At 38.1% G+C, this 24,626-nt stretch carries 22 protein-coding genes, 2 tRNA genes and 1 rRNA gene; 22 read left to right on the top strand and 3 right to left on the bottom strand.

All coding sequences use genetic code 11. From position 1 onward, the window contains the following. The first annotated feature begins 7 nt into the window (after positions 1–7). The 4 genes from DF281_RS09915 (at position 8) to mfd (ending at position 6,107) form a co-directional block, all read left to right on the top strand. Positions 8–967: a ribose-phosphate diphosphokinase gene (locus DF281_RS09915; protein WP_109350101.1), complete on the top strand. Its 960-nt coding sequence runs from the start codon at positions 8–10 to the stop codon at positions 965–967. Positions 968–1,171: 204 nt separating this feature from the next. After that, positions 1,172–1,813: a 50S ribosomal protein L25/general stress protein Ctc gene (locus DF281_RS09910; protein WP_109350100.1), complete on the top strand. Its 642-nt coding sequence runs from the start codon at positions 1,172–1,174 to the stop codon at positions 1,811–1,813. A 138-nt stretch (positions 1,814–1,951) separates the two neighbouring features. After that, positions 1,952–2,515, top strand: coding sequence for an aminoacyl-tRNA hydrolase (pth, locus tag DF281_RS09905; RefSeq protein ID WP_109350099.1), 564 nt, complete (start codon positions 1,952–1,954; stop codon positions 2,513–2,515). Between the two features lie 82 nt (positions 2,516–2,597). Then, entirely contained in the window at positions 2,598–6,107 is a 3,510-nt protein-coding gene (gene mfd, locus DF281_RS09900; protein WP_109350098.1) for a transcription-repair coupling factor, read from the top strand. A 45-nt stretch (positions 6,108–6,152) separates the two neighbouring features. On the opposite strand, the gene DF281_RS09895 is transcribed toward mfd, so the two are convergent. Beyond that, positions 6,153–6,422, bottom strand: a complete 270-nt coding sequence (locus DF281_RS09895) for a hypothetical protein (protein ID WP_109350097.1) — start codon at positions 6,420–6,422, stop codon at positions 6,153–6,155. A 152-nt stretch (positions 6,423–6,574) separates the two neighbouring features. On the opposite strand from DF281_RS09895, the gene DF281_RS09890 reads away from it, so the two are divergent. The 5 genes from DF281_RS09890 (at position 6,575) to DF281_RS09870 (ending at position 11,041) form a co-directional block, all read left to right on the top strand. Continuing rightward, positions 6,575–8,176: a putative polysaccharide biosynthesis protein gene (locus DF281_RS09890; protein WP_109350096.1), complete on the top strand. Its 1,602-nt coding sequence runs from the start codon at positions 6,575–6,577 to the stop codon at positions 8,174–8,176. Positions 8,177–8,184: 8 nt separating this feature from the next. Continuing rightward, positions 8,185–9,651: a bifunctional methyltransferase/pyrophosphohydrolase YabN gene (yabN, locus tag DF281_RS09885; protein WP_109350095.1), complete on the top strand. Its 1,467-nt coding sequence runs from the start codon at positions 8,185–8,187 to the stop codon at positions 9,649–9,651. 6 nt (positions 9,652–9,657) lie between these two features. After that, on the top strand, positions 9,658–9,948 hold the full coding sequence (locus DF281_RS09880) for an RNA-binding S4 domain-containing protein (RefSeq protein WP_109350094.1): 291 nt from the start codon (positions 9,658–9,660) through the stop codon (positions 9,946–9,948). A gap of 103 nt (positions 9,949–10,051) precedes the next feature. Next, entirely contained in the window at positions 10,052–10,474 is a 423-nt protein-coding gene (locus DF281_RS09875) for an FtsB family cell division protein (RefSeq protein ID WP_109350093.1), read from the top strand. Between the two features lie 123 nt (positions 10,475–10,597). Continuing rightward, positions 10,598–11,041, top strand: coding sequence for a S1 domain-containing RNA-binding protein (locus DF281_RS09870; RefSeq protein WP_109350092.1), 444 nt, complete (start codon positions 10,598–10,600; stop codon positions 11,039–11,041). A gap of 159 nt (positions 11,042–11,200) precedes the next feature. On the opposite strand, the gene DF281_RS09865 is transcribed toward DF281_RS09870, so the two are convergent. Both DF281_RS09865 and DF281_RS09860 read right to left on the bottom strand, forming a co-directional pair. Further along, positions 11,201–11,272: transfer RNA gene (locus DF281_RS09865), tRNA-Glu, on the bottom strand. Between the two features lie 5 nt (positions 11,273–11,277). After that, a tRNA-Met gene (locus DF281_RS09860) sits at positions 11,278–11,351 on the bottom strand. A 264-nt stretch (positions 11,352–11,615) separates the two neighbouring features. Between DF281_RS09860 and tilS the strand changes: the two genes are divergently transcribed. The 13 genes from tilS to DF281_RS09795 form a co-directional block, all read left to right on the top strand. After that, entirely contained in the window at positions 11,616–13,004 is a 1,389-nt protein-coding gene (gene tilS / locus DF281_RS09855; protein WP_109350091.1) for a tRNA lysidine(34) synthetase TilS, read from the top strand. A gap of 33 nt (positions 13,005–13,037) precedes the next feature. Continuing rightward, positions 13,038–13,580, top strand: coding sequence for a hypoxanthine phosphoribosyltransferase (hpt, locus tag DF281_RS09850; protein WP_109350090.1), 543 nt, complete (start codon positions 13,038–13,040; stop codon positions 13,578–13,580). 120 nt (positions 13,581–13,700) lie between these two features. Continuing rightward, positions 13,701–15,716 (top strand): ATP-dependent zinc metalloprotease FtsH, encoded by a 2,016-nt coding sequence (ftsH, locus tag DF281_RS09845; RefSeq protein ID WP_109350089.1) that lies wholly within the window; start codon positions 13,701–13,703, stop codon positions 15,714–15,716. A gap of 106 nt (positions 15,717–15,822) precedes the next feature. Next, positions 15,823–16,713, top strand: a complete 891-nt coding sequence (gene hslO, locus DF281_RS09840; protein WP_109350088.1) for an Hsp33 family molecular chaperone HslO — start codon at positions 15,823–15,825, stop codon at positions 16,711–16,713. A 133-nt stretch (positions 16,714–16,846) separates the two neighbouring features. Continuing rightward, the gene (cysK, locus tag DF281_RS09835) at positions 16,847–17,785 is read left to right on the top strand and encodes a cysteine synthase A (protein ID WP_109350087.1); all 939 of its coding nucleotides are present in this window, start codon (positions 16,847–16,849) and stop codon (positions 17,783–17,785) included. A 134-nt stretch (positions 17,786–17,919) separates the two neighbouring features. Then, positions 17,920–19,314: an anthranilate synthase component I family protein gene (locus DF281_RS09830; protein WP_109350086.1), complete on the top strand. Its 1,395-nt coding sequence runs from the start codon at positions 17,920–17,922 to the stop codon at positions 19,312–19,314. Continuing rightward, on the top strand, positions 19,311–19,892 hold the full coding sequence (gene pabA / locus DF281_RS09825; protein WP_109350085.1) for an aminodeoxychorismate/anthranilate synthase component II: 582 nt from the start codon (positions 19,311–19,313) through the stop codon (positions 19,890–19,892). The genes DF281_RS09830 and pabA overlap by 4 nt, the downstream gene beginning before the upstream one ends. Continuing rightward, positions 19,892–20,719, top strand: a complete 828-nt coding sequence (gene pabC, locus DF281_RS09820) for an aminodeoxychorismate lyase (RefSeq protein WP_109350084.1) — start codon at positions 19,892–19,894, stop codon at positions 20,717–20,719. Before pabA ends, pabC begins: the two co-directional genes overlap by 1 nt. 34 nt (positions 20,720–20,753) lie before the next feature. Continuing rightward, positions 20,754–21,509, top strand: coding sequence for a dihydropteroate synthase (gene folP / locus DF281_RS09815; protein WP_109350118.1), 756 nt, complete (start codon positions 20,754–20,756; stop codon positions 21,507–21,509). Positions 21,510–21,521: 12 nt separating this feature from the next. Further along, entirely contained in the window at positions 21,522–21,890 is a 369-nt protein-coding gene (gene folB, locus DF281_RS09810; RefSeq protein WP_109350083.1) for a dihydroneopterin aldolase, read from the top strand. Continuing rightward, complete coding sequence (gene folK / locus DF281_RS09805) at positions 21,887–22,402, top strand: 2-amino-4-hydroxy-6-hydroxymethyldihydropteridine diphosphokinase (protein WP_109350082.1); 516 nt, start codon at positions 21,887–21,889, stop codon at positions 22,400–22,402. Before folB ends, folK begins: the two co-directional genes overlap by 4 nt. A gap of 154 nt (positions 22,403–22,556) precedes the next feature. Continuing rightward, positions 22,557–24,047: a lysine--tRNA ligase gene (lysS, locus tag DF281_RS09800; RefSeq protein WP_109350081.1), complete on the top strand. Its 1,491-nt coding sequence runs from the start codon at positions 22,557–22,559 to the stop codon at positions 24,045–24,047. A 507-nt stretch (positions 24,048–24,554) separates the two neighbouring features. Further along, positions 24,555–24,626: ribosomal RNA gene (locus DF281_RS09795) — 16S ribosomal RNA — on the top strand; the annotation flags it as partial.

Raw genomic sequence — 24,626 nt, 5'->3', positions numbered from 1 at the left:
GGCCATCATGCCGTATCAATATGCTAACTCAAAATTAAAAATCTTTTCTCTAAATTCTAACGAACCACTTGCCGCTTCGATTGCAAAAGAAATGGGAGTAGAACTAGGTAAAAGCTCTGTAAAACACTTCAGTGATGGAGAAATTCAAATCAGTATTGAGGAAAGTATTCGTGGTTGTGACGTATTCATCGTGCAGTCAACTTCAGCTCCAGTAAACGAAAACTTAATGGAGTTATTAATTATGGTCGATGCTGTTAAACGCGCATCAGCTCGTACAGTAAACGTAGTAATGCCATACTATGGTTATGCTCGTCAAGATCGTAAAGCACGTTCACGTGAACCAATTACGGCTAAACTAGTGGCTAACTTACTAGAAACTGCTGGAGCAACTCGTGTCGTATTATTAGACCTTCACGCTCCACAAATCCAAGGTTTCTTCGATATTCTAATCGATCACCTTGTAGCTGTTCCATTAATCTCTGATTACTTCAGTGCTAAAGGTTGGAACTCTGAAGATATCGTTGTCGTATCACCTGACCACGGTGGTGTAACGCGTGCTCGTAAAATGGCAGAGCGTCTTAAAGCACCAATCGCGATTATTGATAAACGTCGTCCAAAACCAAACGTTGCAGAAGTTATGAACATCGTTGGTAATGTTGACGGTAAAATCTGTATCCTAATTGATGATATCATCGACACAGCTGGTACTATTACAATCGGTGCTGAAGCCCTAATCAAGTCTGGTGCGAAAGAAGTTTACGCTTCATGTACTCACCCAGTACTTTCAGGTCCAGCAATCGAGCGTATCGACAACTCTGTAATTAAAGAATTAGTAATCACTGATTCAATTCAATTACCAGTAGAGAAAAAAATCGGCAAAATCCACCAACTATCAGTTGCTAAACTTTTAGCTGATGCAATTGTACGTATTTACGAAAACAAATCAGTTTCTAAATTATTCGATTAAGATTTAGTTAGAATTGATTAAAGCCTACGAATTTACATTCGTAGGCTTTTTTTAATGTTGAAAAGCATTCTTTTTGATTGCCTTCAATAGTTGTCACTGCTTTAAATTTGAAAAAAAGAATCATTTTAAGTATGTATGTTTGAAGCGGTATATTTCAGGGTATGAGTATAAGGTGAGACTATGAGAAGGAAGGGGAAATGAAATATGCCAACAATTGTACATGCTAAAAAAAGAGAGGCACACAAAAACGCAGTTCTAACTGAATTACGACAAGGTGGTTTCGTACCGGCTGTAGTGTACGGCTATAAAATTGACACCACTCCAATCGCAGTAGACGAAAGAGATTTTGAAAAAACTTTACGTGAGGACGGAAGAAATGCGGTAATGTCTTTAAATGTAGATGGTAAAGACGTGAACGCGGTACTTGCGGAAGTTCAAAAAGACCCTGTTAAAGGGAATCTAATTCATTTAGACTTCTTAGCAGTAAATATGAATAAGAAAATTGAGATGGAAGTAGGCGTTCAATTAGAAGGTACATCTGTCGGTGTTAAAGAAGGTGGCGTACTTCAGCAACCGAACCGAGAGTTGAAATTAAATGTTGAACCTTCGAATATTCCAGAATCGATTGAAGTAGATATTTCAGCTTTAGCAATTGGTGATTCTCTAGCTGTTGGAGATATTCGTGAGAAAGTGAGTTTCGAAATCTTAAATGAAGATGATTTCGTACTTGTGACGGTATCTACTCCAGTATCAGCAGAAGATCTTGAACCATCGCTTGAAGAAGGCGAAGTAGTAGCTGACACAGGTGAAGATGAAGCAGATCCAAAACCATTGACAGAGAGCTAATCACTACAATGGATACAGCACACCCGAAGTCTGAAAAGATTTTGGGTGTTTCTTTTTGTGCGAGTTTGAGTTATTTTGTTTCTAATTAGTGGTATGATAAAATAATGAAGATTAGTGAATGAAAAGGATGTAGTGAAAATGAAATTAATCGTTGGACTAGGGAATCCTGGGAAACCATATGAACATACACATCATAACGTTGGCTTCGATACAATTGATGTATTAGCAGACCGTTTAGGTGTTACTTTAAATCAAACAAAATTTAATGGTATTTTTGGTACCGTACATACGCCAAAAGGCAAAGTGGTACTCCTTAAACCATTAACATATATGAATTTATCAGGTGAATCAGTACGTCCGTTAATGGACTATTTTGATATAGATTTAGAAGATTTGGTCGTGATTTATGATGATTTAGATTTAGAAAAAGGTAAATTGCGCCTTCGTCAAAAAGGGAGTGCAGGCGGACATAATGGTATTAAATCATTAATCCAACATTTAGGCACACAAGATTTTAACCGCATTAGAGTCGGTATTAATCGTCCCCCAGCAGGTATGAAGGTTGCGGATTATGTCCTATCTAAGTTTTCAAAAGACGATCAACCGGTCATGCAAGAAGCATTCGTAAAAGCAGCAGATGCTTGTGAATTTTGGTTGGATAAGCCATTTCTTGAAGTGATGAATAAATTTAATCAAAAATAGCGGAGCGGGACTGTCGTAGGAGTGAATGTATTCTTATCGCAGTCCGTTCTTTTTTATATAGTGAACAGAAAAGGAGGACCTTATGGAAATTTTGCATCAATTATTTATGAATGACGCTGAAATCGAGAAATTTATAAATGATTTAAAGAACGGGCAAAGGTCACAATTAGTAACAGGATTATCTGGAAGCGCAAGACCAACAATGATTGGAACAGCTTTTGAAGAAACGAAGAAATCGATGTATATAATTGCGCCGAATATGCTTCAAGCTCAAAATTTATATGAAGATTTATCAAAATTAATTGGTGAAGAACTTGTTCATTATTATCCTGCTGATGAATTTATTGCAGCGGACATGACAGTGGCAAGTCCTGAACTTAGAGCGCAAAGAATTGAAACGATTAACCATATGTTGAATGATCAACGTGGAATATATATCATTCCAGCGGCCGGCATGCGTAAAATTATGCCACCAAAAGACCTTTGGAAGGAATTAAATGTCCAAATTGAGTTAGGGGAAGAACTCGATACAGAATTACTGTTATCGAACCTCGTAACAATGGGCTATTCAAGAAATGGCATGGTAACGACTCCAGGAGAATTCGCATTACGCGGGGGAATTATCGATATTTACCCACCATATTATGAGAATCCCGTTCGTATCGAATTATTTGATACGGAAGTGGATTCTATTCGTACGTTTTCTGCGGATGACCAACGTTCAATTGATAAATTGACGCAATTAACGATTTTACCTGCTTCTGAATTTGTTTTATCAAAAGAAAATCGTGTCGCACTAGCGCTTCGTTTAGAAGATGGCTTGGCACAAAGTTTGAAACAAGTGCAGTCAGATTCAGTGAAAACAACATTACTTGAAAATGTGCAGTCTGATATTACTTTATTAAAAGAAGGGCAGTTACCAGAGTTTACGAACCGTTATGGCTCACTGCTTTATGAAAACCCTACTTTCTTAGGGGACTATTTCCAAAAAGATGGCGTAGTTATTTTTGAGGAAATTGCGCGAATTCAAGAAGTGATGGATGCTTGGGAGAAGGAAGAAAAAGATTGGATGCTCGAAATGATCGAAATCGGGAAAATGGTCCATTCTGTTAAACCATCTTTCAGCTTCCAAGAAATTTTAGCGAATATTCCACAACAAAAAGTGTTCTTCACGCTGTTTACACGTGGATTTACAGGTATTAAATTTACAGAAACATATAACTTTTCATGTAAACCAATGCAACATTTCCATGGTCAAATTGATTTACTTCAATCTGAAATCAAACGTTGGCAATCGAGTAACTTCACTGTAATTTTTATGACAGATGTCAAAGAACGTACAGGGATTTTACAAGATCTATTGGAAGAGCATGGTGTGAAAGTTCAAATTGGTACACCTAATGGCGCAGGTGTCTTCATTTTATCTGGGCATCTGACATCGGGATTTGAATTGCCGATGCAGAAAATCGCTGTTGTGACGGAAGAAGAATTATTCAAACAACAGAAAAAACGAAAAACACGTCCGAAAACGATGACGAATGCGGAACGAATCAAAAGTTATACGGAAATAAAGCCGGGTGACTATATCGTTCACGTTCATCACGGGATTGGTAAATATATTGGGATCGAAACATTAGAAATCAACGGTAATTTCAAAGATTACTTACAAATTCGATACCGCGCAGATGATAAATTATTCGTGCCAATCGACCAAATTGACTTAATCCAAAAATATGTCGGCTCGGAAGATAAAGAACCGAAATTGCATAAACTTGGTGGCGTTGAATGGAAGAAAACGAAAACGAAGGTCGCAAAAGCAGTACAAGATATTGCGGATGATTTAATTAAGTTATATGCAGAACGTGAAGCAGCGAAAGGTTTTGCATTCTCTCCTGACGATGCACAAATGCGTGAGTTTGAGGAATCATTCCCATACGAAGAGACGGAAGATCAACTTCGTACAATTCAAGAAGTTAAGATCGACATGGAGAGAGAACGTCCAATGGATCGTCTAGTATGTGGGGATGTTGGTTACGGTAAGACGGAAGTGGCGATTCGTGCTGCGCATAAGGCAGTTTTAGATGGTAAGCAAGTAGCATTTTTAGTGCCGACGACGATTCTTGCGCAACAGCATTATGAAACGATGATTGAACGATTCCAAGATACACCTGTGAACATTGGGGTATTGAGTCGTTTCCGCTCTAAAAAACAGCAAAATGAAACATTGGCGGCGTTGCATGAAGGAAAAATTGATATTTTAGTAGGCACACATCGTATTTTATCGAAAGACGTAGCCTATAAAGATTTAGGATTACTAATTGTCGATGAGGAACAGCGCTTTGGTGTGACACATAAAGAGAAAATCAAAACTTTAAAAACAAATGTAGATGTATTGACGCTTACGGCTACACCAATTCCAAGAACATTGCATATGTCGATGGTCGGCGTGCGTGATTTATCGGTAATTGAAACACCTCCAGCGAACCGTTTCCCAGTGCAAACGTATGTCATGGAACACAATGGCGCATTAATTCGAGAAGCGATTGAGCGAGAGATGGCACGTGGTGGGCAAGTATTTTATCTTCACAATCGTGTCGATGATATGGGCAAACAGATTGACCTTATTCAGACGCTCGTTCCAGAAGCTCGAATTGCGAGAGCGCATGGGAAAATGACAGAATCAGAGTTGGAATCGGTTATTTTAGCATTCCTTGATGGTGAATATGATGTATTAGTGACGACAACGATTATTGAGACTGGGATTGATATTCCAAACGTAAATACATTGATCGTCAACAACGCAGATCGTATGGGCTTGTCACAATTGTATCAACTGCGTGGTCGAGTAGGGCGTTCAAACCGTGTAGCTTACGCTTATTTCATGTATCAAAGAGATAAAGTACTGACAGAAGTTGCCGAGCAAAGACTTCAAGCTGTAAAAGAATTTACGGAGTTAGGTTCTGGATTCAAAATTGCGATGCGTGATTTATCAATACGTGGTGCAGGGAATTTACTTGGAGCGCAACAACATGGCTTTATCGATTCAGTTGGCTTCGATTTATATTCTCAAATGTTAGAAGAAGCAGTTGAAGAGAAGCAAACAGGTGAGAAAAAAGTAGAGGAACATAATATAGAGATCTTGATACCATTCGATGCTTATTTACCGGATGAATATATTCCAGATGGCTATCAAAAAATCCAAATGTATAAACGAATTCGTTCGATTCAAACAGAGAAAGATTATAGTGAAATCATCGACGAATTAGTCGACCGTTTCGGAGATTTACCTACAGAAGTAGATCGTCTAATGCGAATTGCTCGTATGAAGGCTTGGGGTAAAGAAGTTGGTCTGAATTCGGTTAAATACAAAAATAAAATGTATAAAATTGAACTATCGCCTGAAGGAACAGCTCAAATTGACGGTTCTAAAATGGTGTCAGATTCGATGAGCCTAGGCCGCGCTGTCGGCTTTACGATGGAGAATAATATGTTAGCATTGACGGTTGATGAACGAAAAGTTTCGAAAAGTCAGGATTTATTTGAACTAGTCGAAGCAGTCGTGAAATTATTACCTGATGCTTTAAAAGAATAAAAAATAGAGCTGTTTTGTCATGCATTTTGACAAAACGGCTCTTTATTATGTTTTTCTAGGTTGCGCATTTAGGCGATTCATTAAATCATTACGAGAATCTTTTTGAGGAGTGTATTCTTTGCGAATTTGATAAAGGAGTGTCTTTTGCCCATCCTTTTCTCGTTTATATCGTCTAATATATTCAGAGTCTTCTTCAGTAAAATAGTCATCTTCGGTCTTTTTCAGTAAATCAACAAATTCATATGGTCGAAAAGCATTTCTTGGTTTCTTGAATTGGGATGTGCCAGACTGCATTTCTTTACGAAAAATCTTCATGAACGATACCTCCTTTTTAATACCATCGGAAATTTGCATAGAAATGTTACTATTTTCGTGAAAAGACAACTTTTATCATGGTTTTTTATGCGTAACAGGGGATAAAGTCACGTATGATATACTAACCAAAAAGAATGGAAGGGGGTGGATGAGTGGCTTCTGAAATGAAAGGTTTTGCGAAAGGACTCGCGTTTTTAACAATTGCGGCACTTTTTGTCAAAGTATTAAGTATGTTTTATCGTATACCTTTTCAAAATTTAGTAGGAGATCAAGGTTTTTTCATCTACCAACAAGTGTATCCATTCATCGCAATTTTTATGACGTGGACAGCGAGTGGTTTGGCGATTGCTATATCGAAATTACTTGTAGATGAATTCTCACAATCCATTCAACGACAAAATGCAGTAGCAACACTGTTATACCGGACTTTGTGGTTTGTAAGTATTAGTTTATTTATACTCATGTACTTCGCTTCGAATTTCTTCGCGCAGGAAATGGGTGATGAGCAACTTGAAAGTTTACTTAAAATAAGTGCATTCGTCGTTTTGACCGTGCCAATTTTAAGCATGTATAAAGGGAAGTTACAAGCTAAAAGTGATTTGAAATCTGTTGCGATCATACAAGTAATTGAGCAAGTGACGAGGGTTGTGTTCATTCTTGGAGGAACTGCTTATGTCATGAGCAACACAGGCTCTTTATATAAAGCTGGGGAAATGGCTGTTTTAGGAACAGTTTTAGGTGAAGTCGTTGGTGCAGTGCTGTTAGTTATTTATATGAAGAGAAATAAAGGGAATATAAAATTATTTAGCAATAAATCGATAGAAATTGAGAAAAAGCCCATCTTAACGAAACTACTCGTCGTCAGTATAAGCGCGAGCTTGAGCAGTTTATTACTGATTCTATTCCAATTAGTTGATTCATTTACGGTTTTTGAAACATTGGAGACTTTTGTAGAAGATTCGATTCACGCAATGGAAGAGAAGGGGATTTATGACCGTGGACAGCCACTTGTACAAGTTGGTTTGGTTGTAGCGACGTCGATTTCTCTAGCGGTTGTTCCGTTAGTAGCTAGTGCCATTGTGAAAGAACGCTCGTATAAAGTGAACCAACTGATCCAATTTACGTTTCAGGTCGCTTGTTTATTTGGAATTGCGTCGACAATTGGCTTAATTCTTGTAATGCCAGAATTAAATACGGCATTATTTGAAAACGCGGATTTATCGAATGTTTTGCGTGTATATGTCTTACAAATCCTTTTGTTGTCTGTTATCGTAACTATAACAGCTATCTTGCAAGGTATTGGCTTTAGAAAATGGCCGACAATTATTTTAAGTAGTGCATTCATTATTAAACTATCGTCGAATACCTATTTTGTGCATAGGTTTGGCATTGTCGGTGCAGCATGGGCTAGTAATATCGCCTTATTATTCGGTACGATGGGCTTAATTTATTACTTAAAAATCGTCCGAAAAATCCGCCTTGCGCCAAATCGATTTTATTTTACGGTGTTGCTCGCTTCGCTCGCAATGTCTATAAGTGTCATCCTACTTAAATATTTGGGGGATTTGATTCAACCTGATTTTATAGAGGCGCGCGCATGGGCGGTCGTGAGTTTAGTATGTTCTTCAACAATTGGTGCAACAGTATTTATATTGTGCATAACAAAATTAGAGATTTTTCAAGAAGAGGAATGGCTCAATATTCCGTTCGGGAGTAAAATAGCCAAAATCCAACTTTTATTAAATAGAAACTAGGTGGAAATATGAATCAAATTACAGTATTGGGGCTTGGGGCTGGCGATTTCGACCAATTACCAATGGGCGTTTATAAAAAATTAATTAGCACGAAGCATTTATATGTACGAACTTTAGATCATCCAGTTATTCAAGATTTACAAAAAGAGGGCGTTACTTTTGTAAGTTTTGATGAAACATATGAAAAACATGGTGGATTTTCTGCGGTGTATGAGGAAATCGTCGAAGTATTACTGACAGCAGCGCAAGATTCAGATGTTGTCTATGCGGTTCCGGGTCACCCTTTAGTTGCAGAGATGACGGTTCAACTACTAGTCCAAGCGGAAGAAGCTGGGAAGATTAATTTGAAAATTGAAGGGGGCCAAAGTTTCTTAGATGCGATTTTTGGCGCTTTACGAATCGATCCAATCGACGGATTCCAATTAGTTGATGGCTCTACTTTTTCAATCCATCATGTGAATATGAGCAATCATTTATTATTAGCGCAAGTATATGATCAAATGAGTGCTTCGAACGTGAAATTAACGTTAATGGAAAAATACGATGCGGAATACCCAGTAACGATTGTAACGGCGGCTGGTTCGTCTGAAGAAGTTTTGAAAACAGTTCCGTTGTATGAGTTAGATCATGTTGCAGAAATCAACAATCTAACAACTGTATATGTTCCGCCAGTAGCGGATTATACGGAAGCGACGAAGGAATTCTCTACACTTCGTCAAATTATCTCTACGTTACGAGGTCCAGAAGGGTGTGAATGGGATAAAGCCCAAACACATGAGTCGTTGAAGCGCTACTTATTAGAAGAAGCTCACGAGGCACTTCAAGCGATTGACGAAGAAGATGACGAGCATATCATTGAAGAATTTGGCGATTTATTAATGATTGTTTTAATGAATGCGCAAATCGGTGAAGATCTTGGTTACTACAACCTAGAAGATATGATCGAATCAATTAACAAAAAAATGATTCGTCGACATCCGCATGTATTCAGCGATACAAAAGTAACGAGTGTTGAAGAAATTAATGCCAACTGGGAAAAAATTAAAAAACAAGAACATGAAGCGGAAGAAACGACTGAATCTGTTCTTAAAGGTGAGTACAGAGCCGATTCTTCATTACAAACTTCTTATAATTATCAAAGAAAAGCTGCGAAATTAGGATTTGAATGGGATCATTCTGAAGGTTTTTGGGGTAAAGTGGAAGAAGAGTGGGTAGAGTTTAAAGAGGCCATCGAAAATGGTACGAAAGAACAGCAAATTGACGAGTTTGGAGATGTCTTAACGACGCTTGTCAATCTAGCGCGCCACTATAAATTATCAGCAGAAGAAGCGATGTTACATGGCAATGCTAAATTTGCCCGTAGATTTGGCTTTATTGAGCATCAATTAAAAGAACAAAATAGAGAAATCCAAAATGCGTCAATCGAAGAGTTAATTACTCTTTGGAATAGTGCAAAAGAGGATGAAAAGGGGTAGTAATAAATGAGGTTAGATAAGTTTCTTAAAGTATCACGCCTAATTAAACGCCGTACATTGGCGAAAGAGGTAGCGGATCAAGGGCGCATCACAATTGATGGGAAAGTTGTTAAAGCAGCTAGCCGAGTGAAAGAAGGCGATGTTTTAGCAATTCGTTTCGGTCAAAAAATCGTTACAGTACAAATCGAAATGCTAAAAGATATCGTCAAAAAAGACGAGGCAAATTCGATGTATAAAATCATTAGTGAAGAACGATTAGAGAAAATCGAACCTGAATTTATTGATGATGAAGATTAGGATTTAAAAATAAGGGAAATTTATTCCGGGAAATATTTTAATCTTACTAGTTTTTCCTTTATAATAAAGAAAAGAGAACAGAAGAAGTGAAGGGGGAATACGAATGCCTAAAAAACAGAAGCCTATGAGTACGGTAAGTCGAATTAATTCAGACTATACCCAACAGGAAAAAATTCGAAAACAAAGATTACATAATAAAAAAGTATCTTTGTATCGAACTTTAGCTGTAATGAGTATAGTATTTCTCATAGCTTTGGGTTCTTTAATAACGTTGCTCGTGAAGCAACACGACACATTGAATCAAAAAGAAGAAGAAAAAGTAGCGGTTGAAAAAGAGTTGAAAGTACAGGAAAAGAGACAGAAAGAACTGAATGAACAATTAGTGAAGTTAGATGATAATGACTATATTGCGAAAATCGTTCGAAAAAATCTATTCTTGTCCAAGAAGGGTGAAAAAATATTTAATATCCCAAATTCTTTAGATGATGAAGGTCAAATAGACATTTCTAAAAATCAAAAAGATTAGTCTTGTTGACACTCTTTTTTTCATAGTTATAATAAGTAGTGAGTAATGAACAAATTTAGTTCATTATAATACGGTTATTGACTAAATATAGTCGCTTAAATTCTAAGGAGGAGCATTTTTTTTATGGCAATTGAAGTAGGCAGCAAAGTACAAGGTAAAGTAACGGGGATCACAAATTTTGGAGCATTCGTTGAATTACCAGATAACTCAACAGGACTTGTTCACATTAGTGAAGTTGCGGATAACTATGTAAAAGATATCAACGACCACTTAAAAGTTGGCGAAATGGTAGAAGTTAAAGTAATGAATGTTGAAGCTGATGGCAAAATTGGACTTTCAATTCGTAAAGCTAAACCTCAACCAGAACGTCCGGAGCGTCCAGAACGCCCACAACGTCCACGCAATAACAACAATCGTGGCGGTAATCACCGTGGCGAAAGTCGTCAACCAGTAGAAAATTTCGAGCAAAAAATGGCACGTTTCTTAAAAGACAGTGAAGACCGTCTTACAACTTTAAAACGCGCAACTGAATCAAAACGCGGTGGCCGTGGCGCAAAAAGAAGCTAATTGCTAACTATTTGGTCATAGAAAAGGTGTTTTATCATACAGTTAAGGTGAAATTGTTGGATTTGTATAAATTCATCAATTTCACCTTTTTGCTTATGTAATATTATTTTAAGAAAACAAAAAAAGAAACTCTCCTTAAAAGGAAAGCTTCTTTTAATATGACCCCTACGGGATTCGAACCCGTGTTACCGCCGTGAAAGGGCGGTGTCTTAACCGCTTGACCAAGGGGCCAGATATGGCGACCGAGGGGATCGAACCCCCGACCTTTCGGGTATGAACCGAACGCTCTAGCCAGCTGAGCTAGGTCGCCGTAAGTTGCTGTCTTTTTGACAACATAGATTATATTACAAGAGGATTCGACAATCGTCAAGATATTTTCTAAAAAAAGTTCATTTTTTCTTAATTAAATTATTTTTCTACAATATTTTTGGAGTTTTCTAGCAATAAATGGGGTATTACATAAGAAATGCAAAAGAATTCTATGTAAATATGGCTTTTGCAGACAAATCATTTCTGATCTTTGTTCACTACTGAACAAGAACAATGCTATTATTAATAGTAGAGGTGAAGAGAGATGATGGAGCTTGAACAAGAAATCACAAGCTATATGAAATTACATGGATTAATTCAACGAGGAGATCGAATATTAATCGGTTGTTCTGGCGGAATTGACTCAATTGTCCTTTTACACTTTTTGCATGAATTAAGTAAGAAAGAATCATTTGAAATCGCTGCTGCGCACGTAAATCACATGTTGCGTGATGGAGAAGCAGATGCAGATGAAGAATTTGTACGTGAGTTCTGTGAAAAACGAAATATATCTTTTCATTCAACTCGCATTCCAATTCCCAAAATATTGGAAAGCGAATCTGGCAATCTTCAAGATATTTGTAGACGAGAAAGGTACGACTTTTTAAATCAAGTTTTGACAGCGCATAATTTCGATAAATTAGCTGTGGCGCATCATGCGGATGACCAAATGGAATCTATCTTGATGGCTTTAGTGAAAGGCGCTATTGATCAAGGTGTTCTAGGAATGCCTGCACAACGACCCTTTCATAATAAAGTATTAATACGACCAATGCTAACGGTTACACGCGATGTAATCACGCAATATTTAGAAGCGCACGAGTTAATCTACCGCGAAGATGCTAGCAACGATAAAGACACTTACTTACGTAATCGAATGAGACATCATGTTGCACCTTTATTAAAGGCTGAAAACGTGAAAATCACAAAGTCTTTTCAAAGATTTTCAGAAAAAGAGCGCATGGATGAAGAATTATTAGGTCAATTAACGAACGATTTATTAATTGAATGTATTTTGACAAAAAAGGATAATTTTATTTCAATTGACATTACTTCGTTCCAAAAACGTCCACTTGCTTTACAAAGAAGAGCCATTCTACTACTATTAAAATATCTTTACAAAGATACAATCATTGCGCAAAGCTATACTCTTTGGAATGCAATTTTAGAGTTGACGAAAACAACAAATGGTAATCGAGAAATTTCTCTCCCTATGGAAGGAGTCGCTCGACAAAATTATGAGGTACTCGAGTTGTATCGTGTAAAACCCGAACAATTAGAAAAACCGCATAAAACCCTTATTTTAAACGAATGGTTTACGATAAGGCCGAGTTGTAGAGTTGGCGTATTTGAAAAAATACCACCTCACACATCTTTAGCAAAAATCTATCCATTAGACCCTGAATTGTTACCACTTACGGTACGTTCGAAAATTGATGGTGACCGATTGAGTTTAAAAGGTATGGAAGGAACAAAAAAAGTTTCACGTCTATTAATAGATGAGAAGATTCCAAAGCATGAGAGAGAGCAATTTCCTGTACTGGTGGATCGTATGAATACGCCGCTTGCTGTACCGGGATTGCGAATAGGTCATCAACTAGATGATGCGCGCTCAATAGATGGTGTAGTACTGATAATAGACGCTGAAAATTAATCGCGTCGTTCATTTTTAAGGAGGATACAAATCATGCTTCAAAAAGACATCGAAGAAGTCTTAATTTCCGAGGAACAACTGCAAGAAAAAATCAAAGGTCTAGGTGAGCAGATTTCTGCAGATTACCAAGACAAATTCCCTCTATTAGTGGGTGTTTTAAAAGGTGCAATGCCATTCATGGCGGATCTTATGAAACGTATCGACGCTTATCTTGAAATTGACTTCATGGATGTAACTAGTTACGGTAACGCAACTGTTTCTTCAGGTGAAGTTAAAATCGTAAAAGATTTAAACACAAGCGTTGAAGGCCGCGACATCATCATCGTTGAGGACATCATTGATTCTGGTTTAACTTTAAGCTATTTAGTAGATTTATTTAAATACCGTAAAGCAAAATCAATCAAAATTATTACACTGTTAGACAAGCCATCAGGTCGTAAAGTTGAATTAAACGCAGATTACGTAGGATTCGATGTACCAGATGCATTTGTAGTTGGATACGGATTAGATTACGCAGAGAGATATCGTAACTTACCATATATTGGTGTACTTAAGAAGTCTGTCTATTCTTTTTAAAAGAACTGTAACAATTTTTACTTAAAAATTGTGCTACAGAAGGCTTTTCATTGTACGGTCAAATAGTCATATGATAAGATTTACTATAGTTTTTCTGTTTACCTTGTGAGGAGGCTGGGGATGAATCGAGCATTTCGATACGCCATATTTTATTTATTGATTTTTCTCGTGATCGTAGGTATTTTTGGGTCATTTAACAAAGCCAATAAACCAACGAACGAAATTGATTATCACGAGTTTGTTACTGCATTAGACGATGGTAAGATTACAAACATGGAAGTCCAACCTGAGCGACTAGTATATGTCGTAAAAGGTAAATTAGAAGGATATAAAGAAGACGAGTCATTCGTAACTAATATCCCTCAAGACGACCAAGAATTAATGAACTCTATTCGTAAAGAAGCAAAAGAGAGTACATCTATTAAGATTCTTGCTGCTCCTGAAACAAATGGATTTATTACTTTCTTAACTGGGATTATCCCATTCATTATCATCTTTATTTTATTCTTCTTCTTATTAAACCAATCTCAAGGCGGTGGAAACCGTGTCATGAGCTTCGGTAAGAGTAAGGCTAAGCTTTATGACGATCAGAAGAAGAAAGTTCGCTTTACAGATGTTGCTGGAGCGGACGAAGAGAAGCAAGAACTTATTGAAGTTGTTGACTTCTTAAAAGACCATTCTAAATTCGAAGCAATCGGAGCGCGTATTCCAAAAGGGATCCTATTAGTAGGGCCTCCAGGTACGGGTAAAACATTACTTGCACGTGCTGTTGCCGGTGAAGCTGGCGTACCATTCTTCTCGATTTCAGGTTCTGATTTCGTAGAGATGTTCGTCGGTGTCGGTGCATCTCGAGTGCGTGACTTATTTGAAAATGCGAAGAAAAACGCACCTTGTATCATTTTCATTGATGAAATTGATGCAGTAGGTCGTCAACGTGGAGCAGGTGTTGGTGGTGGTCACGATGAACGTGAGCAAACACTTAACCAATTACTAGTTGAGATGGATGGTTTCGGAGCAAACGAAGGTATTATTATCGTCGCTGCTACTAACCGTCCAGATATTCTTGACCCAGCGTTATTACGTCCAGGCCGTTTTGACCGTCAAATTACAGTAGGTCGCCCGGATGTTCGTGGTCGTGAAGCAGTACTTAAAGTACATGCTCGCAAAAAACCGCTTGATGAATCAGTAGATTTAAAAGCAATCGCTCAACGTACACCAGGTTTCTCTGGTGCCGATTTAGAAAACTTACTAAACGAAGCAGCATTAGTTGCAGCGCGTAGTAACAAAACGAAAATCGACATGGGCGATATTGATGAAGCAACTGACCGCGTAATTGCCGGTGTTGCGAAAACAAGTCGTGTTATTTCTGAAAAAGAACGTAATATCGTTGCTTATCACGAAGCAGGTCACGTAGTTGTAGGCTTAACTTTAGATGAAGCAGAGAAAGTTCATAAAGTAACAATCGTCCCTCGTGGACAAGCTGGCGGATATGCAGTAATGCTTCCGAAAGAAGATCGTTACTTCCAAACTAAACCTGAACTTTTAGATAAAGTTTCTGGTCTGTTAGGTGGACGAGTAGCTGAGGACATCGTATTCGGTGAAGTTTCTACAGGCGCACACAATGACTTCCAACGTGTAACGAGCATCGTTCGCGCAATGGTTACTGAGTACGGTATGAGTGATAAATTAGGACAATTACAATTTGGTGGAAACCAAGGGGGTAACGTATTCTTAGGTCGCGATATGACTTCAGAACAAAATTACTCAGATAAGATTGCCTATGAAATCGACCAAGAAATGCAATCAATGGTTTCTGCACAGTACCAACGTACGAAAGATATTCTTACAGAACGCCGCGATTTATTAAATCTAATCGCTCAAACTCTATTAGAGGTTGAAACATTAGATGCTGAACAAATCGAACATTTAGAGAAGTATGGTAAATTACCAGAACGCTCTTATGAGAATAAAAACAAAGAAGTAATCGTTGATGAAGTGAAAGCTGAATCGACTGAACCAACTGTTGTGAAAGAAGATAAAGTTGAAGAAGGAACAACTGATCCGACTGTAGACAATCTTCCAAAAGAACAACAGAACGATAAAAACAAAAACGGTATTCAAGAAGAACGTGAATAAAAAATGTTGATCGCCTGTTCAAGGCGGTCAGCTTTTTTTTGTCTATCAAACTATGTTATGATGTCGAAAGAAATTGACTTTGCTTATAAGGAAAAGAGGAATATATATGTCAGATTATTTAGTTCGCGCAATAGGTTTTAATAGTAGTGTCCGTGCATTTGCAGTAAGTACTACGGAAACAGTAGGGGAAGCACAACGCCGACACGATACTTGGCCAACTACTTCAGCAGCATTAGGTCGTACAATGACTGCTGGTGTTATGATGGGTGCAATGCAAAAAGGTGAAGATCGTCTAACAATCAAAATCCAAGGTGATGGTGAAATCGGCGGAATCGTAGTAGATGCGAACGCAAAAGGTGAAGTACGCGGTTATGCAGTAAACCCTCACGTACATTACGACCTGAATGAACATGGAAAATTAGATGTTCGCCGCGCAGTAGGTACGGAAGGTTCGTTATCAGTAGTTAAAGATGCTGGTTTACGTGATTACTTCACTGGTCAAGTACCACTAGTTTCTGGTGAAATCGCTGAAGACTTCACATACTACTTTGCAAAATCAGAACAAGTACCTTCAGCTGTAGGGTTAGGTGTACTTGTTGATACGGATAATTCAATCTTAGCTTCAGGTGGATTTGTCATCCAAGTAATGCCGAATGTAGAAGACGAAATTATTACGGCAATCGAAGAACAACTTAGTAAAATCGAGCCGGTTTCTAAAATGATTGAAAAAGGCTATACACCTGAGCAAATTTTAGAATCAGTTCTAGGTAAAGAAAATGTATCTGTATTGGATTCTATGCCTGTTAGCTTTGCTTGTAACTGCTCGAAAGAACGCTTCAGTTCAGCATTATTAAGCTTAGGAACGAATGAAATCCAAACGATCATTGATGAAGAAGGCCACGCGGAAACGCAATGTCACTTCTGTATGGAAGTGTATGATTTCCCGAAAGCAGAATTAGAAGGAATCATCGAAGAAATTAAAGAACAACAAGCATAATTTTTAAAAAGTGAAGTGTCGGACTATGCGAAATAGACTGACACTTTTTTAATTGACTTTCTATTTTTACTGCTGTAAAATTAAAATAAATTAAAAACCTATAAAATTACTAGGGATTAGGAGTGGGATTGAAATGACAAACCAAATCGTAAATTCAGTATCTGATTTAGTAGGAAATACACCAATCGTAAAATTAAACAACGTAACAGGTCCAAATGACGCTGACGTATATGTAAAATTAGAATATATGAACCCAGGTAGTTCAGTAAAAGACCGTTTAGCATTAGGAATGGTTGAACAAGCTGAAAAAGACGGTATTTTAAAAGCAGGTAGCACATTAATCGAACCAACTTCAGGTAACACAGGAATTGGTCTTGCAATGATCGCAGCTGCAAAAGGTTACAAATCAGTCATCGTAATGCCTGATACAATGTCTATGGAACGTCGTAACTTACTTCGTGCATATGGTGCAGAATTAATTCTTACACCAGGTGCTGAAGGTATGAAAGGTGCAATCGCAAAAGCGGAAGAACTTTCAAAAGAAAACGGTTGGTTCTTACCTCAACAATTTGAAAACCCAGTGAATGCGGTCGTTCACCGTTTAACAACTGGACCTGAAATTGTAGACGCATTTGAAAAAGTAGGTTTAACACTTGATGCATTCCTTGCGGGTGTAGGTACAGGTGGTACAATCACTGGTGCAGGTGAAGTATTAAAAGAGAAATTCCCAAATATCGAAATCATCGCTGTTGAACCAAAAGATTCTCCAGTACTTGAAGGCGGCAAACCAGGTCCACATAAAATCCAAGGAATCGGTGCAGGCTTCGTACCTTCAGTATTAAATACTGAAATTTACGGTTCTGTATTCCCTGTAGAAAACGACGCTGCATTCGATACAGCTCGTAAAGTTGCAAAAGAAGAAGGTATTCTTGGTGGTATTTCATCAGGTGCAGCAATCTTCGCAGCAATCGAAACAGCGAAACGTCTTGGTAAAGGTAAAAACGTATTAGCAGTGCTAGCTTCTAATGGCGAACGCTACTTATCGACACCTCTTTATCACTTCGATGACTAATAAAATTAAAATAATTAAGCAGGGTGTAGCAATCGAGCTGCATTCCTGCTTTTTTGTATTTAATTTTGCGAAAAGCCGCTACATTTCATATACTATGGACAAGTAACAAACACTTAGGATGTGGAGGAAAGACCTTGAACAATCAACTATTTCAATCGGAATCAATCCATTTTAATGCAGATTCATTTTTTTATAGCTTTAAGGAGCAGACTTCAAAGGTAGATCATGCCATTTATTTAGAAAGTGGTAGGAGCGGTAAACAACATATTGCGGCTTGGAATCCATTAGCTGTTATTCAATCAACGGATGAAGGAATTCAGATTCAGTGGCGCAACGGTGATGTGGAAATTCGCAAAGGGGAATCACTGGAACTAATTGAGCAATTAACAAATACATACGCATTTCAGACAGAGGAAGAGCTATTTACAGGTGGTGTAATTGGTTCGATTTCCTATGACTATGCACGGAAAATTGAGAGCTTAAGCAACACAGCAGATGACGATTTACATTTTCCTGATCAATTCATGTATTTAGTAGATGCATGGGCGGTTTTTGATGTAGAGAAAAGTGAATTAACTGTTATGAAAACTTCGACGAGTGATGTAAATCTTGCGGACTGGTTTAAGCAATGGGAATCGGCTGAAGCGAAGCGTATTTTCTCGAAGGATGCGAAGGTTTTAAATCACCAAATAGAAAATATGAATGTGTCGATGAATGGCGCTCAATTTGAAGCAGCGGTACGCCAAATCCAAGAATATATAAAACAGGGCGATGTATTCCAAGTGAATCTCTCCGTCCGCCAAAGTAAGGATTTTACGGTTGAGCCGATTATTCTTTTTGAAGCATTGCGCACATTTAACCCATCGCCTTATAGCGCTTTGATCAAGTCACCTGCGTTTTCGATCGTGTCAGGATCTCCAGAACTATTAATTAAAAAGGATGACGAAGATTTATCAACGCGTCCGATTGCTGGAACTCGCCCTCGCGGAAATAATGATGCGGAGGATTTAGAATTAGCGAATGAATTAATCAACAATGAGAAAGAACGAGCAGAACATGTCATGCTTGTAGACTTAGAAAGAAATGATTTGGGCAAAGTATCGGCATATGGCACCGTACATGTAGATGAATTCATGGTCATTGAAAAATATTCACATGTGCAGCATATTGTATCGAATGTCCGCAGTAAAATTGCTGCAAATCAATCGAATACAGAAGTCATTCGTGCAATGTTCCCAGGTGGCACAATTACAGGCGCGCCAAAAATCCGCACGATGGAAATTGTCGAGGAATTAGAACCGGTTCGTAGAGGGATTTACACAGGTTCGATTGGTTGGATTGGATACAATGGCGATCTGGATATGAACATCGTCATTCGTACGGCGTTTATTCAAGATGAAAAAGTCTATATTCAAGCAGGTGCGGGAATTGTCATTGATTCGATTCCGGAGAAGGAATATATCGAGTCATTAAATAAAGCAAAAGCAATGTGGCAAGCGGTGCAAATGGTTGAGGAGGTACAACAATGATATTAATGATCGATAATTATGATTCATTTACGTATAATATTGTGCAATATTTCGGTGAGTTACAAGAGGATATTCAAGTCATTCGAAATGACCAAATTACTTTAGCGGAAATAGATGCACTTACACCGAAGATGATCGTTATTTCACCTGGACCTTGTTCGCCTAACGAAGCGGGAATGAGCCTTGAAATCATTGAACATTTTGCGGGGGAAATTCCGATTTTAGGTGTTTGTTTAGGTCATCAATCAATTGCGCAGGTGTTTGGTGGGAAAGTCGTGCGAGCGGAGAGATTAATGCATGGGAAAGTATCACCTGTATTCCATAATGATGCGGATATGAATAAAGGTATGCCGAATCCGTATAATGCGACGCGTTATCACTCGTTGATTGTAGAAAAATCTTCATTGCCAGATTGTTTAGAAGTAACTTCGTGGACTGCTGAAGGAGAAATTATGGGGTTGCGCCATAAAGATTTAGCGGTGGAAGGTGTTCAATTCCATCCAGAGTCGATTATGACGGAGAGTGGCTTGACGCTTCTACGAAATTTCATTGATCAATATTGCGGAGGAACGAAATAATGTGGTGCTGGAAAGATGGCGAATTTGTCCAAGCTGAAGATTTACGAATTTCGCCATTAGATCATGGATTTTTATATGGATTAGGATTTTTTGAAACGTTTCGAACATATAATGATGAACCGTTCCTTTTTGAAGAGCATATGGAGCGCATGAAGACAGCTTTGAATGAATATAAGATTAAGATGCCCTATTCAAATGATGAGTTGATGGAAGTGATTCGTACGTTAAATGCGAAGTCGGGGAATCAAGATGGTTATTTTCGTTTGAATGTATCTGCGGGGAATGAAGGATTAGGTCTACAGGCGAGGACGTATGATCATCCGACGGTCATTATTTTCCGTAAAGAGTTGCTTGCCGGTATCCTTGAGAAGGAAGCGATTTGGTTAGAGACGCGACGGAATACGCCAGAACAAGCCATTCGTTATAAATCACATCATTACGCGAATAATATTTTGGCGAGACAAGAGGTTGCTTCGTTGAAAGATGTTGAAGGCTTCTTTTTAACTGAAGAAGGCTTTATAGCGGAAGGCATCACTTCGAATATTTTTTGGGTGAAGGATGGGGAGTTATATACGCCATCTATAGAAACGGGCATATTAAATGGCATAACTAGACAATATGTGATGAAACTCGCGGATCAATTGAATTTGCAGGTGAATGAAGGGGTGTTTTTAAAAAAATCGCTTCAACATGCGGAAGAATGTTTTGTGACGACTTCAATTCAAGAGATTGTTCCGATTCATTCGATTGGTGAACTTCGATTTGCTGGTGGAGAAGGTTCGGTTTATCAATCGTTGCATGCACTTTATAAAGAGATGAGGGAGTAAGTTGGAATTAGAATTCGGTAAGAAAACATATATCATGGGGATTTTGAATGTAACACCTGATTCTTTTTCAGATGGTGGTGAGTTCAATTCCGTTGAAAAAGCGGTCATACATGCGAAGGAAATGGTAGCGGATGGCGCGCATATTATTGATGTAGGTGGCGAGTCGACCCGCCCTGGTTATACACCGGTGTCGATTGAAGAAGAAATCGCGCGTGTCGTGCCAGTTATTCAAGCCATTACATCGGAGTTAGATGTACTTGTATCGATTGATTCATTCAAATCGGAAGTGGCGGAAGCGGCAGTTCAAGCAGGCGCACATATTATTAATGATGTATGGGGTGCAAAGCATGATCCGAGAATTGCGGAAGTAGCTGCACGTCATAATGTGCCGATTATTTTAATGCATAATCGAAAAAACGAAGATTATGGTACGGATTTTTGGGCGACAGCCAAAGCAGATTTGGAAGAAAGTATTCAAATCGCTTTGGAAGCGGGCGTTAAGCGTGAAAAAATTTGGCTGGATCCGGGCATTGGTTTTGCGAAATCATTTGAACAAAATATTGAGATGATGAAAAATTTATCGAATTTATCGGATATGGGTTATCCCGTGTTATTAGCGACATCAAGAAAACGTATGATTGGAACAATTTTAGATTTGCCAGTAGATGAGCGTATGGAAGGTACTGGAGCGACTTGTTGTTACGGTGTGAGTAATGGATGCCATATAATGCGTGTACATGATGTGAAGCCAATTGCGCGTATGATGAAAACGATGGATTCTTTAAAATAAGGGGGAAATAGAATGGATTATATACATTTAAGAGATTTAGAGTTTTACGGTTATCATGGTGTTTTACCGACTGAAACAGAATTAGGCCAAAGATTTAGAGTGACGATGAAAATTGCCGTAGATTTACAACATGCAGGTGAGACGGATTCTTTAGATAACACAGTGAGTTACGCGGATGTGTTTATGATTGTTCAAAAAATCTTAGAAGGTAAACCTTTTAAACTAATTGAAGCGGTAGCAGAGAAGATTGCTACAGATGTTCGTGCAGCGTATCCGAATGAAATAAAAGGGCTGCAAGTAGAAGTGATTAAGCCAGATCCACCGATTCCAGGGCATTATCGTGAAGTAGCGGTGGAAATTACTAGAGGTGAGATGCAGTGAGTGTTGCTTATATTTCATTAGGCTCAAATATGGGCGATAAGGTGGATTCGTTGAAACAAGCTGTTGCGTTGTTGAATGCACATGAAGAAATCAAAGTGACTGCGGTGTCATCTGTGTACGATACTGATCCGGTAGGGTATGAAGATCAGGATTTATTTATGAATATAGCGGTAGCGGTAGAGACGACTTTATCACCTGTACAACTTTTAGAGGTTTGCCAATCAATTGAAGAAGAGTTGAAGCGTGTTCGAATTATTAGATGGGGTCCAAGAACGATGGATTTAGATATTGTCCTATTTGACGATCAAGTAATGGATACTGAACGTCTAATTATTCCACATCCAAGAATGCATGAACGAGGATTTGTGCTAGTGCCATTAGCTGAAATTACAATGGACCTAGTACACCCTGTTTTGAATAAATCAATCGAAGCACTATTGCCGACTGTTGATCATCAAGGTGTTCGAAAGCATTTAGAGGTAAAAAGTGTCGATGCGTTTATAAATTGTTGAATTTGGAGTAAACTCTACTATAACAACATTTGCGTATGAAAGATTTTCTATTCCCGAAAGAAATTGAACGGAAAGAGATGAATCATACGGGGAAATTGTGTACAATAAATACATTATGGACTGCTATGCGGAACAATTATAAGGAGTGAACGTTGTGTCAGAAGAACTAAATGACCAAATGATCGTTAGACGTGAAAAAATGGACTCAATTAGAGAAGCTGGACTGGATCCATTCGGTCAACGCTTTGAAAGAACCCATTTAACAAATGAATTACATGAAAAATTTGAAGCAATCACGAAAGAAGAACTAGAAGAACTAGAAGCGCCAATCGAAGTTGTAATCGCTGGTCGTATTATGACTAAACGTAGTAAAGGTAAAGTTGGATTTGCGAACATTCAAGATTTAGGTGGTCAAATTCAAATTTACGTACGTAAAGATGCAATCGGTGAAGAAGCTTACGAACTATTCAAGCGTGCTGACCTAGGTGATATTGTTGGTATTAAAGGTTCAATCTTTAAAACTCATGTTGGTGAATTAACAATCAAAGCATTAGAATTCACTTTCTTAACAAAATCGCTACGTCCAATGCCTGAGAAATTCCACGGCTTACAAGATGTTGAGCAACGCTATCGTCAACGTTACTTAGACTTAATGACGAATGAAGAGAGCAAAAAAGCTTTCATCACACGTAGCCAAATTATTCGTTCGATTCGTAACTTCTTAGATAATAAAGGTTATTTAGAAGTTGAAACACCAATGTTAAATGCAATTGCAGGTGGAGCAGCGGCTCGTCCGTTCGTAACGCATCACAATGCACTAGATGCACAAATGTATATGCGTATTGCAATTGAACTATATTTAAAACGCCTAATCGTTGGTGGTTTAGAGAAAGTTTATGAAATTGGCCGCGTATTCCGTAATGAAGGTGTATCAACTCGTCATAACCCGGAGTTCACATTACTTGAGTTATATGAAGCATACGCTGACTACGAAGATATCATGAACTTAACTGAAGATTTATTCGTACACGTTGCTCAAGAAGTAATCGGTGAAACGAAAATTCAATACGGTGAAGATGTAATCGACTTAACTAAAGGTTGGAAACGTCTACACATGGTAGATGCAGTTAAAGAAGCAACTGGAGTAGACTTCTGGAAACAAATGACGAAAGAAGAAGCTCAAACTGCTGCGAAAGAACATGGCATCGAAATCCGTGAGACAATGGAAGTTGGTCATATCTTAAATGAATTCTTCGAGCAAAAAGTAGAGGAATCGTTAGTTCAACCAACATTCATCTTCGGTCACCCAGTAGAAATTTCACCATTAGCGAAGAAAAATCCAGAAGATCCACGCTTTACGGATCGTTTTGAGTTATTCATCGTTCGCCGTGAACACGCAAATGCATTCACAGAGTTAAATGATCCAATCGATCAACGTGAGCGTTTCGAATCACAAATGGTAGAAAAAGAACAAGGTAATGATGAAGCACATGAGATGGACGAAGATTTCTTAGAAGCTTTAGAGTTCGGTATGGCACCAACAGGTGGTTTAGGAATCGGAATCGATCGTATGATTATGCTTTTAACTAATTCACAATCAATCCGTGACGTTCTATTATTCCCATTAATGCGTCAACGCGACTAATATAGTAATAGAAGCCCCATGAATCTTTTGAGATTTATGGGGGCTTCTTCTATTATATAATGAAAATATTGATTGTCTGGTTAGTTATGTTGCTGTACAATATGAAAGGTAGTTGTTTGAAAGTGTTTATTAACAAGATAAATTTTTTCAAAAAACACTTGCACCTATTAAGTTATGGTGATATACTAATTAAGTCGTCAAGGAGAGTTGCTAAAACAGCTTAAAACTTTTGTGAAAAAGTTCTTGACACTGAAAGCTTAAAGAGTTATAATATTAAAGTCGCTAACGAGTGACGCGAGAATGATTGAAAAAGAATTTAAAAAAGTTCTTGACATGATAAACTCGAAAATGTTATAATAGTTAAGTCGTCTGACAAAAAAGACGAAACAACATGAACCTTGAAAACTAAACAAGCAAGAAGTTAATCACAATAAAGTCTTATCACTTAGTGATAAGCAATTGTTATCATAGATAACGCTAGCAAAGCAAATGAGCTTTCAAACACTTTTTATGGAGAGTTTGATCCTGGCTCAGGACGAACGCTGGCGGCGTGCCTAATACATGCAAGTCGAGCGAGAT

This window comes from Kurthia zopfii (genome assembly GCF_003143955.1).
Classification (GTDB): Bacteria; Bacillota; Bacilli; order Bacillales_A; family Planococcaceae; genus Kurthia; species Kurthia zopfii.
The sequence above is the reverse complement of the archived record's forward strand: the minus strand, read 5'-3'. Positions and strand labels throughout refer to the sequence as shown.

What these genes read in the sequence shown, in the direction of transcription:
- mfd (WP_109350098.1), top strand. Translation starts at nt 2,598, where the DNA reads ATGGAAATTTTGCATCAATTATTTATGAATGACGCTGAAATCGAGAAA.
- tilS (WP_109350091.1), top strand. Translation starts at nt 11,616, where the DNA reads ATGATGGAGCTTGAACAAGAAATCACAAGCTATATGAAATTACATGGA.
- DF281_RS09875 (WP_109350093.1), top strand. Translation starts at nt 10,052, where the DNA reads ATGCCTAAAAAACAGAAGCCTATGAGTACGGTAAGTCGAATTAATTCA.
- DF281_RS09895 (WP_109350097.1), bottom strand. Translation starts at nt 6,422, where the DNA reads ATGAAGATTTTTCGTAAAGAAATGCAGTCTGGCACATCCCAATTCAAG.
- pabC (WP_109350084.1), top strand. Translation starts at nt 19,892, where the DNA reads ATGTGGTGCTGGAAAGATGGCGAATTTGTCCAAGCTGAAGATTTACGA.
- DF281_RS09880 (WP_109350094.1), top strand. Translation starts at nt 9,658, where the DNA reads ATGAGGTTAGATAAGTTTCTTAAAGTATCACGCCTAATTAAACGCCGT.
- DF281_RS09870 (WP_109350092.1), top strand. Translation starts at nt 10,598, where the DNA reads ATGGCAATTGAAGTAGGCAGCAAAGTACAAGGTAAAGTAACGGGGATC.
- pth (WP_109350099.1), top strand. Translation starts at nt 1,952, where the DNA reads ATGAAATTAATCGTTGGACTAGGGAATCCTGGGAAACCATATGAACAT.
- cysK (WP_109350087.1), top strand. Translation starts at nt 16,847, where the DNA reads ATGACAAACCAAATCGTAAATTCAGTATCTGATTTAGTAGGAAATACA.
- folP (WP_109350118.1), top strand. Translation starts at nt 20,754, where the DNA reads ATGGGGATTTTGAATGTAACACCTGATTCTTTTTCAGATGGTGGTGAG.
- hslO (WP_109350088.1), top strand. Translation starts at nt 15,823, where the DNA reads ATGTCAGATTATTTAGTTCGCGCAATAGGTTTTAATAGTAGTGTCCGT.
- hpt (WP_109350090.1), top strand. Translation starts at nt 13,038, where the DNA reads ATGCTTCAAAAAGACATCGAAGAAGTCTTAATTTCCGAGGAACAACTG.
- DF281_RS09910 (WP_109350100.1), top strand. Translation starts at nt 1,172, where the DNA reads ATGCCAACAATTGTACATGCTAAAAAAAGAGAGGCACACAAAAACGCA.
- ftsH (WP_109350089.1), top strand. Translation starts at nt 13,701, where the DNA reads ATGAATCGAGCATTTCGATACGCCATATTTTATTTATTGATTTTTCTC.
- folB (WP_109350083.1), top strand. Translation starts at nt 21,522, where the DNA reads ATGGATTATATACATTTAAGAGATTTAGAGTTTTACGGTTATCATGGT.
- pabA (WP_109350085.1), top strand. Translation starts at nt 19,311, where the DNA reads ATGATATTAATGATCGATAATTATGATTCATTTACGTATAATATTGTG.
- DF281_RS09915 (WP_109350101.1), top strand. Translation starts at nt 8, where the DNA reads ATGCCGTATCAATATGCTAACTCAAAATTAAAAATCTTTTCTCTAAAT.
- yabN (WP_109350095.1), top strand. Translation starts at nt 8,185, where the DNA reads ATGAATCAAATTACAGTATTGGGGCTTGGGGCTGGCGATTTCGACCAA.